Source organism: Actinomadura sp. NPDC048021 (genome assembly GCF_040653135.1).
Classification (GTDB): domain Bacteria; phylum Actinomycetota; class Actinomycetes; order Streptosporangiales; family Streptosporangiaceae; genus Spirillospora; species Spirillospora verrucosospora.
The window spans coordinates 112,950-125,308 of sequence record NZ_JBEZJQ010000029.1; the positions used below are offsets into that span (position 1 = coordinate 112,950).

General features: G+C 72.0%; 13 protein-coding genes. 8 read left to right on the plus strand and 5 right to left on the minus strand.

Going from position 1 to position 12,359, the window contains the following annotated elements:
• Positions 1 to 87: 87 nt before the first annotated feature.
• Together AB0C87_RS35520 and AB0C87_RS35525 are read right to left on the minus strand one after the other, a co-directional pair.
• Positions 88 to 2,598, minus strand: a complete 2,511-nt coding sequence (locus AB0C87_RS35520; protein ID WP_360581405.1) for an FtsX-like permease family protein — start codon at positions 2,596 to 2,598, stop codon at positions 88 to 90.
• Complete coding sequence (locus AB0C87_RS35525; RefSeq protein ID WP_345183183.1) at positions 2,595 to 3,371, minus strand: ABC transporter ATP-binding protein; 777 nt, start codon at positions 3,369 to 3,371, stop codon at positions 2,595 to 2,597. The genes AB0C87_RS35520 and AB0C87_RS35525 overlap by 4 nt, the downstream gene beginning before the upstream one ends.
• A gap of 210 nt (positions 3,372 to 3,581) precedes the next feature.
• Here AB0C87_RS35525 and AB0C87_RS35530 point away from each other — a divergent pair, with 210 nt between their 5' ends.
• The 4 genes from AB0C87_RS35530 (at position 3,582) to AB0C87_RS35545 (ending at position 6,950) form a co-directional block, all read left to right on the plus strand.
• Entirely contained in the window at positions 3,582 to 4,256 is a 675-nt protein-coding gene (locus AB0C87_RS35530; protein WP_345183185.1) for a TetR/AcrR family transcriptional regulator, read from the plus strand.
• A 58-nt stretch (positions 4,257 to 4,314) separates the two neighbouring features.
• The gene (locus AB0C87_RS35535) at positions 4,315 to 5,316 is read left to right on the plus strand and encodes a diiron oxygenase (RefSeq protein ID WP_353832682.1); all 1,002 of its coding nucleotides are present in this window, start codon (positions 4,315 to 4,317) and stop codon (positions 5,314 to 5,316) included.
• 200 nt (positions 5,317 to 5,516) lie between these two features.
• Entirely contained in the window at positions 5,517 to 6,335 is an 819-nt protein-coding gene (locus tag AB0C87_RS35540) for an SDR family oxidoreductase (protein WP_345183189.1), read from the plus strand.
• Positions 6,336 to 6,458: 123 nt separating this feature from the next.
• Positions 6,459 to 6,950: a DUF523 domain-containing protein gene (locus tag AB0C87_RS35545; protein WP_360581406.1), complete on the plus strand. Its 492-nt coding sequence runs from the start codon at positions 6,459 to 6,461 to the stop codon at positions 6,948 to 6,950.
• A gap of 27 nt (positions 6,951 to 6,977) precedes the next feature.
• Here the strand turns inward: AB0C87_RS35545 and AB0C87_RS35550 are convergent, their stop codons facing one another.
• A complete protein-coding gene (locus AB0C87_RS35550) occupies positions 6,978 to 7,607 on the minus strand; it encodes a helix-turn-helix domain-containing protein (protein WP_345183199.1) in 630 nt (209 codons plus the stop codon).
• Between the two features lie 78 nt (positions 7,608 to 7,685).
• Here AB0C87_RS35550 and AB0C87_RS35555 point away from each other — a divergent pair, with 78 nt between their 5' ends.
• A complete protein-coding gene (locus tag AB0C87_RS35555; RefSeq protein WP_345183201.1) occupies positions 7,686 to 8,402 on the plus strand; it encodes an SDR family NAD(P)-dependent oxidoreductase in 717 nt (238 codons plus the stop codon).
• Positions 8,403 to 8,412: 10 nt separating this feature from the next.
• Here the strand turns inward: AB0C87_RS35555 and AB0C87_RS35560 are convergent, their stop codons facing one another.
• Together AB0C87_RS35560 and AB0C87_RS35565 are read right to left on the minus strand one after the other, a co-directional pair.
• On the minus strand, positions 8,413 to 8,751 hold the full coding sequence (locus AB0C87_RS35560) for an STAS domain-containing protein (RefSeq protein WP_345183203.1): 339 nt from the start codon (positions 8,749 to 8,751) through the stop codon (positions 8,413 to 8,415).
• Between the two features lie 183 nt (positions 8,752 to 8,934).
• A complete protein-coding gene (locus AB0C87_RS35565) occupies positions 8,935 to 9,843 on the minus strand; it encodes a helix-turn-helix transcriptional regulator (RefSeq protein ID WP_360581407.1) in 909 nt (302 codons plus the stop codon).
• Between the two features lie 167 nt (positions 9,844 to 10,010).
• Between AB0C87_RS35565 and AB0C87_RS35570 the strand changes: the two genes are divergently transcribed.
• Genes AB0C87_RS35570 through AB0C87_RS35580 form a run of 3 tightly spaced genes read left to right on the plus strand, consistent with a single transcriptional unit; the run spans position 10,011 to position 12,250 of the window.
• Positions 10,011 to 11,477, plus strand: coding sequence for an MFS transporter (locus tag AB0C87_RS35570; RefSeq protein ID WP_360581408.1), 1,467 nt, complete (start codon positions 10,011 to 10,013; stop codon positions 11,475 to 11,477).
• A 58-nt stretch (positions 11,478 to 11,535) separates the two neighbouring features.
• On the plus strand, positions 11,536 to 11,826 hold the full coding sequence (locus AB0C87_RS35575; protein WP_345183209.1) for a metalloregulator ArsR/SmtB family transcription factor: 291 nt from the start codon (positions 11,536 to 11,538) through the stop codon (positions 11,824 to 11,826).
• Positions 11,827 to 11,860: 34 nt separating this feature from the next.
• A complete protein-coding gene (locus tag AB0C87_RS35580; RefSeq protein ID WP_345183211.1) occupies positions 11,861 to 12,250 on the plus strand; it encodes a VOC family protein in 390 nt (129 codons plus the stop codon).
• Positions 12,251 to 12,359: the final 109 nt, after the last annotated feature.

The window sequence follows — 12,359 nt, forward strand, 5'->3', positions numbered from 1 at the left end:
TTCCCCCGGCGTGGCGCCGGGGGAACGGGGACGGGTGCGTCACGGTACGGCGATGTCACGGGGCGGCGACGTCACGGGGCGGCGACGTCACGGGGCGGCGATGGCGGACAGGATCGCCAGCCGCGCCGCGCGCCGCGCGGGACGGATCGCGGCGAGCGCCCCGGCGACCGCGCCGACCACGGCGATGACCGCGACCTGCGCGAGGGGTGGCGCGAACGGGTTGCCGAGGGCGGTGCCGAGGCCCCAGCCCAGGAACACGCCAAGGACGAGCCCGCCGCCGGTGCCGAACAGCGCCACGATGACCGATTCCCAGCGCACCATCGACCGGATCTGCGGGCGCGTCGCGCCGACCGCACGGAGCAGGCCGAGTTCGCGGGTCCGCTCGTGGACGGCCAGCGACAGCGTGTTGGCGATGCCGAGCAGCGCCACGACGATGGCCAGGATCAGCATCCCGTAGACGACGCTGACGAAGCCGGCCATCTCCTCGGTCTGCGCCGCCACGAACTCGTCCCGCGACTCCACCTCGGGCGCCCCGTACGGCTTGGCCAGCGCGGTGAGGGCCTGCTGGGCGGACGCGACCGACGCGCCGGGCTTCAGCTCGACGAACGCCCTGGTGTCCAGCGGCTGCCTGGTGTGCGCGTCCCATACGGTCCGCGGGACGAGGTAGTCGCCGGTCAGATCGGTGTTGCCGTAGACGGCGCCCACGGTGAGCTTCTGCGAGGCGCCGTCCGCGAACGTCACGCCGACCGCGGTACCCACGCGCCAGCCGTTGTCGTCTGCGGCCTTCTTCGAGACGGCGAACGTACCGGCGTCGTCGAGGCCGCCTTGGGTGACGTCCAGGTCGAGGACGCGGCGCAGGCTGGACGGGTCGGCGACACTGACGGTGGACGGCGCGCCGTTCACCCGCATGCTGCCCTTCCCCATCCCGGCGACCTCGCCCACCTGGGGCAGTTTCGCCGCCTCCCGCACGAGCGAGGTGGCGAACCCGCCGGTCTCGTTGGTGCCCGCGTCCACGACGATCGGGCCGTGGAACGACCCGGCCACGCCGTCCTCCAGGGAGGCGCGCAGCGATCCGAGGAACACCGTCATCAGCGTGACGACCCCGACGCCGATCATCAGCGCGGTCGCCGCGCCGGCCGTGCGCGCCGGGCTGCGCGTGGCGTTGTCGCGCGCGAGCTTGCCGGACACGCCGCGCAGCCGCGCCGCGGGCCCGCCGAGCAGCGCCGCGACGGGGCCGGCGGCGACGGGGCCGAGCACGACCATCGACACGACGGTCACGACCGCGCCCGCGGCCGCCATCGCCATCTGCCCGGTGGCCGCGCCGAACGCGACGGTCCCGACGGCCACCGCCGCGAAGACGCCGCCGACGATGACGCGGGTCTCCGACGGCCGGGACGCCTCGGCCGAGACCTCGCGCAGCGCGGCCAGCGGCGGCACCCGCGACGCCTTCAGCGCCGGGCCGAGCGCGGCGGCCAGCGTGACCAGCAGGCCGACCGGGACCGCGATCATGACCGTGGTGGCGGCGACGGTGAGGCCCTCCAGCGCGATCCCGATGCGGAAGCGGACGAACAGCTCCCGCAGCAGGGCGGCGAACCCGAGCCCGCCGGCGAGCCCGGCGAGGGTCGCGGCGGCGCCGATCACCAGCGCCTCGACGCCGACGATGGTGACGACCTGGCGGCGCCCGGCGCCGAGCGCGCGCAGCAGGGCCGACTCGCGGGTCCGCTGCGCCATCGTGATCGCGAACGTGTTGTGGATGCTGAACGCCGCGACCAGCAGGGCCACCCCGCCGAAGGCGGCCAGGACCGTCCGGAACACGCGCAGGAAGCCGTTCTGGACGAGGCTCATGCCCTCCTCGACCTGCGCCTCCTTCGTGAGGGCCTGGACTCCGGCGGGCAGCGCCGCCCGCACGCGGGACGCCAGTTCCGCCTGGTCGACGCCGTCCTGCGCGCGGACGGAGACGCCGCTGATGCGGTCGGCGCCCTTCGCGACGTGGGTGCGGGCGCCTTCGAGGGAGAAGGCCGTGAACGACGTCTCACCGAAGGCCTCCTCGTCGCCGAACATGCTGATGCCGACGACGGTCACCGGGACCTTCTCCGGCGTGAGGACCGCCGTCCGGTCCCCCACCTTCAGGCGGCCCTCGTCGGCGAACATCTTGTCGATGACGACCTCGTCCGGCGCGCGGGGCGCCCGCCCTTCGGCGAGCCGGTAGGGGTTGAGCTTCGGGTCGGTCTTCCAGTTGCCCGCCGTCCGGGGGCCGCGCGACTGGATCACCGTGCCGTCCTTGGCGAGGAGCTGCCCCGACCCCTCGATGGTCGGCTCGGCGTTGGCGACGCCCTGCACCCTGCGCACCCGGTCCAGGACGGACGCGTCGATCTGCCCCCGCGCGCCCCACGGCGCGTCGCTCACCCTGGTCGCGTTCCTGACGACCACGTCCGTGTCGCCGTACGCGCTGGAGACGTACCCGTCGATGCTCGCCGCGAGGGTGTCGCCCAGGACGAGCGTCCCGGTCAGGAACGTCACGCCGAGGAAGACCGCCAGCAGGGAGCCGGCCAGGCGGCGCTTGCGTCCCCACAGCTCCTTGAAGACGAGCCCGGTCATCGGTGGTCCCCCAGCCCTCGCATGCGGTCGAGCACGCGGTCGGCCGTGGGGGCGTCCATGACGTCCACGACCCGGCCGTCGGCGAGGAACACCACCGCGTCGGCGTGCCCGGCGGCGACCGGGTCGTGGGTCACCATCGCCACGGTCTGGCCCAGGTGGTCCACGGCGTCGCGCAGCAGCGCCAGCACCTCGGCGCCGGTGCGGGAGTCGAGGTTGCCGGTCGGCTCGTCCGCGAACACGATCTGCGGGCGCGTGACCAGGGCGCGTGCGAGCGCCACCCGCTGCTGCTGCCCGCCCGACATCTCCGCCGGGCGGTGCGACAGCCGGTCCCCCAGCTTCAGGACGCGGACGACCGTGTCCAGCCACTCCCGCTCCGGACCCGCCCCCGCGAGGGTCAGGGGCAGGAGAATGTTGTCGCGCGCCGTCAGCGTGGGGAGCAGGTTGAACGCTTGGAACACGAACCCGATCCGCTCGCGCCTGAGCCGGGTCAGGCGGCGGTCCGACAGCGCCCCGAGCTCTTGGCCGCCGACGTAGACCCTGCCGGACGTCGCGTCCTCCAGGCCCGCGACGCAGTGCATGAGCGTGGACTTCCCGGCCCCGGACGGACCCATGATCGCGGTGAACCGCCCGGCCGGGAACTCCACGCTGACGTCGTCGAGCGCCCGCACCGCCATGGCGCCGGACCCGTAGACCTTGCCGAGGCCCACCGTGCGGGCGCCGCCCGCGCCGGCGTCCTCGGCGATCGATCGCCTTGCTTCCGCTGCGTTTCCCATGACCGGGATCGTGGCCTCACGCCACGGGGCCCGTCGTCGGGCCAGGAGATGCACTGCGCCTGCTCCCCGGGGAGGCCCGCGCCCGCCGCGGGTACGTCCGGCGCGGTACGGCCGGCCGGCGAAGATCAATAAGACCCGGCGTCCAATTGTGATGCGGGCAACATACATGCAGGCTTGATTGCATGTATGTCGCGCTCGTACCTTCGGAGCGTGTCAGTAAGCAGCCGCAGACGTCACCGGCTCGCCTCCCCCGGGCGCCGCACCCAGGAGGAGCGCCGGTCGCGCACGCAGGCCAGGCTCCTGGAGGCCACCACGGAGTGCCTGGTGGACCTCGGCTGGGCCGGGACGTCCACCACGGAGGTGGCGCGCCGCGCCGGCGTCTCGCGCGGCGCGCAGCAGCACCACTACCCGACGAAGATGGTCCTCGTCGCGGCCGCGCTGGAGCACCTGCTGGAGGCGCAGCGCCTGGCCTACGAGACGGCCTTCGCGGTGCTGCCGGCGGAGCGCCGCAACGTGTCGGGGGCGCTCGACCTGCTCTGGGAGGTGTTCCGCGGCCGCCCGGCCAAGGCCCTCATGGAGCTGGCGGTGGCGGCCCGCACCGACGACGAGCTGCGGCCGCTGTGCCGCGACCTGAACGAGCGGATCCTCCAGGTCATCACGGAGACCTTCGAGCGGCTGTTCCCCGACAACACCCTTGCCCCCGACTTCGTCTCGACGACGCTGCGCACCCTGTTCGCCATGTTCGTCGGGCTGTCCATCCAGAACGCGCTGGACGACGACGCCGACGGCCACCAGGCCGCGGTGCTGCGCCAGGTCAAGGACGTCGCGCAGTTGATCGTCCCCGAGCGGGGCCAGGCGGAGGCCCCGCCCCGCACCGGCCCCTAGCCACGACCCGTCACACATCGGCCCCGGCCGACCGCACCACCCCGAGGGAGCGTCCCCCATGCCGAAAGCCCCCACCGAACTCGCCGACGAGGTCCGCGAGCAGGTCAAGGACAAGAAGTCGTACCTCGGCGTCATCGACCGGCTGAACAAGGCCTCGGTCGAGAAGCACTGGGAGGCCTACGCCGACATCCCCTGGGACGACCCCGAGTTCCTCGTCGACAAGAACGACCCGCGCTGGGTGCTGCCGCCGTTCGACCGGCTCGGGGAGACGGAGTGGTACCAGTCGCAGCCGCAGGAGGTCCGGTCGCAGATCGGCCTCTGGCGCGTCGCCACCGCGATGAAGATCGGGCTGCAGTTCGAGAACCTGCTGAAGCGCGGGCTGCTCAACTACGCCTACCGGCTGCCGAACGGCCGCCCCGAGTTCCGGTACGTCTACCACGAGACGACCGAGGAATGTCACCACGGCATGATGTTCCAGGAGTTCGTGAACCGGACGAAGATGCCGATCCGCGGCATGCCGCGCGCGCTCAACCTCATCGCGCAGGCGGCCCCGTGGATCCCGCTGGTCAGCACCGAGATGTTCTTCGTCTTCGTGCTCGGCGGCGAGGACCCCATCGACTACGTCCAGCGCAAGTCCCTCAAGGGCGGGCACATCAAGCACCCCCTGGAGGAGACCATCATGAAGATCCACATCGCGGAGGAGGCCCGGCACATCTCGTTCGCCCGGCACTACCTCAAGCACCGGGTCCCGAACATGCACCCGTTCCGCCGCCGGATCCTCGGCATCGCGACGCCCGTCGTCCTCGGCGTGATGGCGCGGATCATGCTGTCCCCGCCCGGGCCGATGGTGCGGCACTTCGGCATCCCGAAGGACGTCGTCCGCGCCGCCTACAAGAACGACGCGGCACAGGCGGAGATCGCCAACTCGGTCGGCAAGATCCGCGACCTGATGGCCGAGCTCGGCGTCGTCACGCCGGTGAACAAGCAGGTCTGGAAGGCCTTCGGCATCTGGGACGAGCCCAAGCAGCGCCGCGCCGTCGAGCCCGCCAGGGCCGCCTGACCCGCCTCCCGGCCCCGGCCACCTCCAGAGCGAGCGCGAGGACGAGTCGGCGGCGGCGAGTTTGTCGCCGCGGTGAGTACCGGCGGCCCGCACCGCCGCCTACAATCCACGCAATTGAACAGAAGATCCAATTAGCCAGTGCGGTCCGGGCTCGCCCCACCCCCGAGCCCGGACCCGCTGTCGACCGAGCGGAGCGCGCAATGAGCATCGCGATCGTGACCGGAGGAGCGTCCGGCATCGGCCGTGCGATCGCCACGTCCCTGGTGGCGCGCGGCGACACCGTCGTGGTCACCGACATCAACGCCGAGGGCGCCGCGCGGGTCGCCGACAAGCTGAACACCCTCGGCAGGGGCAAGGCCGCCTCCGCGGCGCTCGACGTCACCGACGCCGACGCCGTCACCGACCTCTACAAGGGCGTCAAGGCCGACCACGGGCGTCTCGACCTGGTGTTCAACAACGCGGGCATCGCGGTCGGCGGGCTGGCCGAGGAGCTCACCCTCGACCACTGGAACCGCGCCATCGACATCAACCTGAAGGGCGTCGTGCACGGCGTCCACGCCGCCTACCCGATCATGCTGGAGCAGGGCCGCGGCCACATCGTCAACACCGCCTCGCTCGCCGGGCTCGTCCCGATGCCGATCGGCATCCCCTACACCGCCACCAAGCACGCCGTCGTCGGCCTCTCCCTCGGCCTGCGCGCCGAGGCCGCCGGACGCGGCGTCAAGGTCAGCGTGGTGTGCCCGAGCTTCGTGGACACCCCGCTGCTGCACAACGTCAACCCCGACCTGCCCGAGACCCCGCTGAGCGGCGACGCCACCGGCGACATCGCCAAGGCGGCCCCGCGCCTCTACACGGCCGAGAAGCTCGCCCGCGACATCATGCGCGGTGTCGCCAAGAACCAGGCCCTCATCGTCGCGCCCGCCCACGGCCGCCTCGCCTGGCGCGGCGTCCGCCTCAACCCGGGCGCGGCCGTCCGCGTCGCCCAGATCGCCGTCAACCGCATCCGCGCCGGCCAGTAGGACCGCCACCCGCTTCCCCTTCGACCTGCGACGTCTTCGGGTGTCGCGGGTCGAAGGCGTGGCGCTCGCACCGCTCCGACTTCCGCGAGGGCTGTGGGTCGTGCCCCGCATAGGCTGGGCGACGTGGAACGCATCCTGGTCAGCTCGTGCCTTGCCGGGCGGCCCGTCCGCTACGACGGCGCGGCCAAGCCGGTGTCCGGCGGCCCCTTCGAACGCTGGCGCGCCGAGGGCCGCCTCGTCCCGTTCTGCCCCGAGGTGTCGGGCGGCCTGCCCGTCCCCCGCCCCGCCGCCGAGATCGTCGGCGGGGACGGCGGCGACGTCCTCGACGGCACGGCCCGCGTCGTCACCGGCGGCGGCGCCGACGTCACCGGCGAGTTCCTCCGCGGCGCCCGCCTCGCTCTGGAGGCCGCGCAGCGGTCCGGCGCCCGTCTCGCCCTGCTCAAGGAGGGCAGCCCGTCCTGCGGCGGCCACCGCGTCTACGACGGCACCTTCACCGGCGCGTCCGTCCCCGGATCCGGCGTGACGACCGCACTCCTGCGCCGCTCCGGCATCCACGTCTTCACCGAGGACGAGCTGGACGCGCTGCAAGCCCTCCTGAACGACCTGGAAGCCTGAGCGCGGGAGCCTCACCAGCGCACGGCATCACGCCATGAAACGGGTGATCTGCTCGGGGGTCAGTGCCGGGACGGGCAGCGGCCGCGCCGCCTCGGAGCGCAGCCCGTCGAGGAAGAACCCGAGGCAGCGCCGCCAGGCGTCGGGCGCGACGTCCGCCGACTCCCGGATCACCTGCGACATCGCCCACATCAGCGTCACGACGTCCTGCGGCTCGAAGTCGGGACGCAGGGCGCCGGCCTCCTTGGCCCGGGCCATGATCGTCACCAGGTGCCCGAATCCCCGATCGCAGGCGGTGTTCAACTCGGGGGCGAGCGGGAAGCGCCGGGCGAGCGCGTCGTTGAGCCCCCGGTCCTCGGCCTGCAGCGCGAACAGCCCCTCGATGTAGACGACGAACCCGCTCCAGGGATCGGGATCGGCCAGGGACCGCTCGACGATCTCGTCCAGCGCGGCCAGGCGGGCGGGGAAGATGGCGTCGAAGAGGCTCTCACGCGAGGGAAAGTGGTTGTAGAGCGTGCCGATGCTCACGCCCGCCCTCCGCGCGACCTCGTCCAGCGGCGCGTCCAGGCCGCGTTCCCCGAACACGGCCGCGGCGGCGGCCACCAGCTTGTCCCGATTCCGCACGGCGTCCGCCCGAAGCGGCCTGCTCTTTCCGGCCATGCCTCCATCCTACGAAGTTGAGGAAACCCTCAAGTTTCATGCTAAATTGAGGCCAACCTCAACTTACAGGAGTTGCGCATGTCCTCCACGACCGTCGTCATCGGGGCCGGACCGGGTCTCGGCATGTCCGTCGCCCACCGCTTCGGACGCGAAGGCCACAAGATCGTGCTCATGTCCAGGAACGGGGCGCGCCACCCCGGCTACATCGCGGCGCTGGAGGCCGAGGGCGTCGAGGCCACGGCCATCGCGGCGGACGTCCGCGACCGCGACGCGCTGCTCGCCGCGCTCCGCGGGATCGGCCACGTCGACGTCGTCTACTACGGCCCCGGCGCGTCGGATCTGAACGCCCGGCCCGTTCCCATCACTTCGGCGGACGTGCCGGCCGCCCAGGAGGCGATGCGCTCGGTGTATCCCGCGATCGACGTGGTCGGCGCCGTCCTGCCCGGCATGCTGGAGCGCGGCGGCGGCGGGCTGCTGTTCGCGGGCGGCCTCAGCGCGGTCGTCCCGATGCCCATGCTCGGCGGTCTCGCGCTCTCCTCGGCGGCCCTGCGGAACTACGCCCTGACGCTCAACGCGGCCCTGACCGAGAAAGGGATCTACGCCGGGACGCTGACGATCGGCGGCCTGATCGAACGCGGCGACATCCACCGGATGGTGACGTCCCAGCAGGACGGCCTGGACGGTCTGGACGGCCTCAGCATCCCCACCCTCGATCCCGACACCATCGCCGACACCGCGTGGGACCTCTACGCCAAGCGCGACCGCGCCGAGGCGGTCTTCAACGCGCTGGCCTGAACCGGTCCCCTCAGGTCGGCCGGTCCTGCTGGGCTGCGGTGAGCGCCTGCTCCACCGAGTCGTAGAGCGGAATGCCCTTGGTGACCGGCGGCACCGGCTCCGCGATGCCGGTCAGCCGGTGAAGCCTGCGGTGCCGTTCGTGAGTGGAGACGAGCAGAACGCCCCCGCCTCGTTCGAGCAGGCGGTAGTGAGCCCCCATCAGCACGCCCAGACCCGGCGCGTCGACGTGGTCGGCATCGTCAAGGTCGACGATCACGTGGCGGGGGCCCTGCTCGCCCTGCCACCTCATCGCGGCGAGCAGTTCCTCTCGCACACCAGGGGCCGTGTAGACGTCGAAGTCCCCCGCCACACGGACGATGGCGGGGGGCTGGTCTCACGCGTGCTGCATGTGCGATCTCCTCATCTGTCCTTGGCCGACTATGGGACGCGGCTCGCTCTTCGACCGTTCCGCCCAGGCGTTCCCCGTGTGCGAGCATCCGGCCCGCGGGGCGGCCGAGCCGCCACCCCGGCGGCGCCCCCGCGGCCGGGGCCGCTACGCGGGGCGTGACCGCTCCGAAGTGAAGTCGAGCGCGCCGGGGTGAGGGTCGGCGATCTCGTCGGCGATGCCCGTGAGCAGGCTCAGGGCCGCGGCCGAAGGGGTGCCCGGGTCGGCGGTGAACACCGCCATGCGCTGGCCCTCGTCGTTGGACAGCTCCATGATCTCGTTATTCAGCGTCATCGCCCCCACCAGCGGATGCCTGAACTCGCGAACGTACCGGACGGCGCAGTTCTGGACCGGATGCGCCGCCCACAGTGACGCGAACTCGGGGCTGTGCACGGCGAGCTCGCCGATGAGGCCGGTCAGCTCCGCGTCGTGGGGGTGGCGGACAGAGGTCATCCGGACGTCCGCGACCGTGTCCCGGGCCTTGGTCCGCCAGTCGGCGTACAGCTCGCGCGTGTGCGGATCCAGGAAGACGAGGCGGGCGATGTTCGGGCGTGCATGGGGCTGGTCGGGCGCCTCGAAGGGGAGGTGCCCGGCGAGCAGCGCGTGCGCGGCGCGGTTCCAGGCGAGCACGTCGTAGCGGCGGCCCATGATCAGAGCTGGGGTGTCGCCGAACGCGCCGACCATGAGCCGGACGGCCGGGCGCAGCCGCTCCGGACGCGGGCGCCTGCGCGGTGCGGACTTCTGACGGGCGAGGCTCCGCAGGTAGGCGTGCTCCGTCTCGTCCAGCTTCAGCACTCGGGCGATCGCGTCGAGGACGGCCTCCGAGGCGTTGGGGCTCTGGCCCTGCTCCAGGCGCGTGTAGTACCCGGCGCTGACGCCGGCGAGCTGCGCCAACTCCTCGCGGCGCAGGCCGGGCACGCGCCGCCGCCCGCCGTAGTCGGGCAGACCGACGTCCTCGGGACGGAGCCGTGCGCGACGGCTGCGCAGGAACTCGCCGAGCTCGGATCGCTGCTCCATGCCGTCCAGCATGCTCGCTTCCGTCCTTTTTCGCCTGCACCTGCCAGGTGTAGGCACCGCAAGCGTGCTCTCAGCGAGGGGCTGGGTAGCGCTCGCGATTCGCCGCAGGGTGGGCCGTGCCGGGACGCCGTCATGCGCCCTGGCGCGACACATCAGGAAAGGCGAACATGACGAACGATTCGATCCGGCTCGCGCGCTCCAGCGCACTCGACCGCCGCGAATGGCTGACCCTGGTCACCCTGTGCGGCGCCACGTTCATGACGGGACTGGACTACTCCGTCGTCACCGTGGCCCTGCCGGAGATAGGACGCGATCTGGGCTTCGCGACCACCGGTTCGCTGCAGTGGGTCGCGACGGCGAGCCTGCTGCCGACCGCGAGCCTGCTCCCCCTGTTCGGCCGCGTCTCCGACATCGTCGGGCGCCGCCGGCTGTTCGCCCTCGGAGTCGTCCTGTTCGGCGGCTTCTCCCTTGCGGCGGCACTGGCGAGCGCGCCCGCACCGCTGATCGTCGCCCGCGCGGGCCAGGGCGCGTCCGCCGCGATGATCACTCCGACGGCCGTCGCGCTGCTGACGGCGGCCTTCCCCGAAGGACCTCGCCGGACGCGGGCGCTGGGCGTCAACGGCGCGGTGCTGTCGCTGGGATTCGTCCTCGGCACCCTGGGCGGCGGCGTCATCACCAGCGGGCTGAACTGGCGCTGGACCATGCTGCTGCTGGCCGCCATCAGCGGCCTGGTGCTGCTCAGCACGACCACTCTGCCGCGAGACACCGGCACCCGCGCCACGGCCCGGCTGGACGTTCCCGGTGCCGTACTGGCGAGCGTCGGCCTGTTCGCTCTGGTCTACGCCATCTCGACGGGCGCGGACGCAGGGTGGGCGAGCGCGCCAACGCTGGGGTCCCTCTCGCTGGCCGTGCTCTGCCTGAGCGCGTTCCTCCTGGTGGAGCGGCGGCACCCGGTCCCACTGATCCCGCTGGACCTGCTGAACAGGCCGACGGTGAAGTGGGGCGGCCTCGTCGGTTTCGTCACCCTCGGCATGTGCGGCGGTACGACGGTCCTTCTCAGCCTCTACATGCAGGACGTCCTCGGCTACCCGGCTCTCGCCACGGGCGCCGGTTTCCTCGCGGAAGGCATCGCGGCCCTCGTCGCGGGCCTGCTGGCCGTCCGCCTGATCACAGCGCTGGGCAGGGCACGCGCCATGAGCCTCGGCCTCGCCGTGCAGGGCCTCGGCACAGGCGCGATGATCCTTCTTCCGGTGGAGGGCGGACTCCCTCTCCTGCTCACCACGTCCGGCGCCATGGGCTTCGGTCATGTCCTGACGGTCGTCTCCTTCATCACCGCCATGACGTCCGGTCTGCGGGACGACGAACAGGGCGCCGCAGGCGGCCTGTCGCAACTGCCGCAGTTCCTCGGGGGCATCGGCACCGCCGGCCTGGCGGCCATCGCCACTGCCCGCACGGGCGCGCTCTCGCCCACGACGGACAAGGTCAACGCCACCCTGGGCGGCCTGCATGCGGCCACTCTGGCGGCCGGCCTCATCTGCCTTGCCGCCAGCGCCCTACCGCTGCTCCTCCGGTCGGCACCCCTCCGTCCGGCCGCCGGCACGAGCCGTTCCAGAAGGCAACGCACCTCCTCGTAGCGGAGCCCCGCACGGTCGATCTTGACAGGCAAGCGCACACTTGCCTAACGTTGGGTGAGTGGGAGACATGTTCAAGGCGTTGGCCGACCCCACCCGGCGCACCATCCTCGACGAGCTGACCCGCCAGAACGGCCAGACTCTCTTCGAGATCTGCGGCCGCCTGACGACCACGCACGGGCTCGGCTCGTCGCGGCAGGCGATCTCGCAGCATCTCGACGTCCTCGAGGCCGCCGGCCTGGTCGAGACCAGACGCGAGGGCCGGTACAAGTTCCACTACATCAACACCGGCCCGCTCCAGTACATCGTCGAGCGGTGGCTCCGCAGGGCCACGGGCCCTGAGCGCCCGTGACGGCGGCACCGACGAAGGCCGAAAGGGAACCGAGATGAGAATCAAACTGACGAGCGTGTTCGTGGACGACCAGGAGAGGGCCCTCAGGTTCTACACCGACGTACTGGGGTTCGAGAAGAAGCACGACGTTCCCCTCGGCGAGGACCGGTGGCTGACCGTGGTGTCCCCGAAAGACCCGGACGGCACCAATCTGCTTCTCGAACCGAGCAGCCACCCCGCGGTGAAGCCGTTCAAGGAAGCGCTCGTCGCCGACGGCATCCCGTTCGCCTCGTTCGACGTCGACGACGTCAAGGCCGAGTACGACCGGCTGCGCGGTCTCGGAGTCCGCTTCACCCAGGAGCCCGTCGAGATGGGCCCGGTCGTCACGGCCGTGCTGGACGACACCTGCGGCAACCTGATCCAGATCGCCCACCGGCCCGTCTGACCGCCCACCACGACAAATGAGAAAGGCCCCGCCGGTAACGGCGGGGCCTTTCTACAATATGTGTCCGGCGGCGTCCTACTCTCCCACACGGTCTCCCATGCAGTACCAT

Bases quoted from the DNA above. Each gene is read 5' to 3' on its own strand.
- AB0C87_RS35520 (WP_360581405.1), bottom strand. From the start codon at position 2,598: ATGACCGGGCTCGTCTTCAAGGAGCTGTGGGGACGCAAGCGCCGCCTG.
- AB0C87_RS35525 (WP_345183183.1), bottom strand. From the start codon at position 3,371: ATGGGAAACGCAGCGGAAGCAAGGCGATCGATCGCCGAGGACGCCGGC.
- AB0C87_RS35535 (WP_353832682.1), top strand. From the start codon at position 4,315: ATGCCGAAAGCCCCCACCGAACTCGCCGACGAGGTCCGCGAGCAGGTC.
- AB0C87_RS35540 (WP_345183189.1), top strand. From the start codon at position 5,517: ATGAGCATCGCGATCGTGACCGGAGGAGCGTCCGGCATCGGCCGTGCG.
- AB0C87_RS35550 (WP_345183199.1), bottom strand. From the start codon at position 7,607: ATGGCCGGAAAGAGCAGGCCGCTTCGGGCGGACGCCGTGCGGAATCGG.
- AB0C87_RS35555 (WP_345183201.1), top strand. From the start codon at position 7,686: ATGTCCTCCACGACCGTCGTCATCGGGGCCGGACCGGGTCTCGGCATG.
- AB0C87_RS35565 (WP_360581407.1), bottom strand. From the start codon at position 9,843: ATGGAGCAGCGATCCGAGCTCGGCGAGTTCCTGCGCAGCCGTCGCGCA.
- AB0C87_RS35570 (WP_360581408.1), top strand. From the start codon at position 10,011: ATGACGAACGATTCGATCCGGCTCGCGCGCTCCAGCGCACTCGACCGC.
- AB0C87_RS35580 (WP_345183211.1), top strand. From the start codon at position 11,861: ATGAGAATCAAACTGACGAGCGTGTTCGTGGACGACCAGGAGAGGGCC.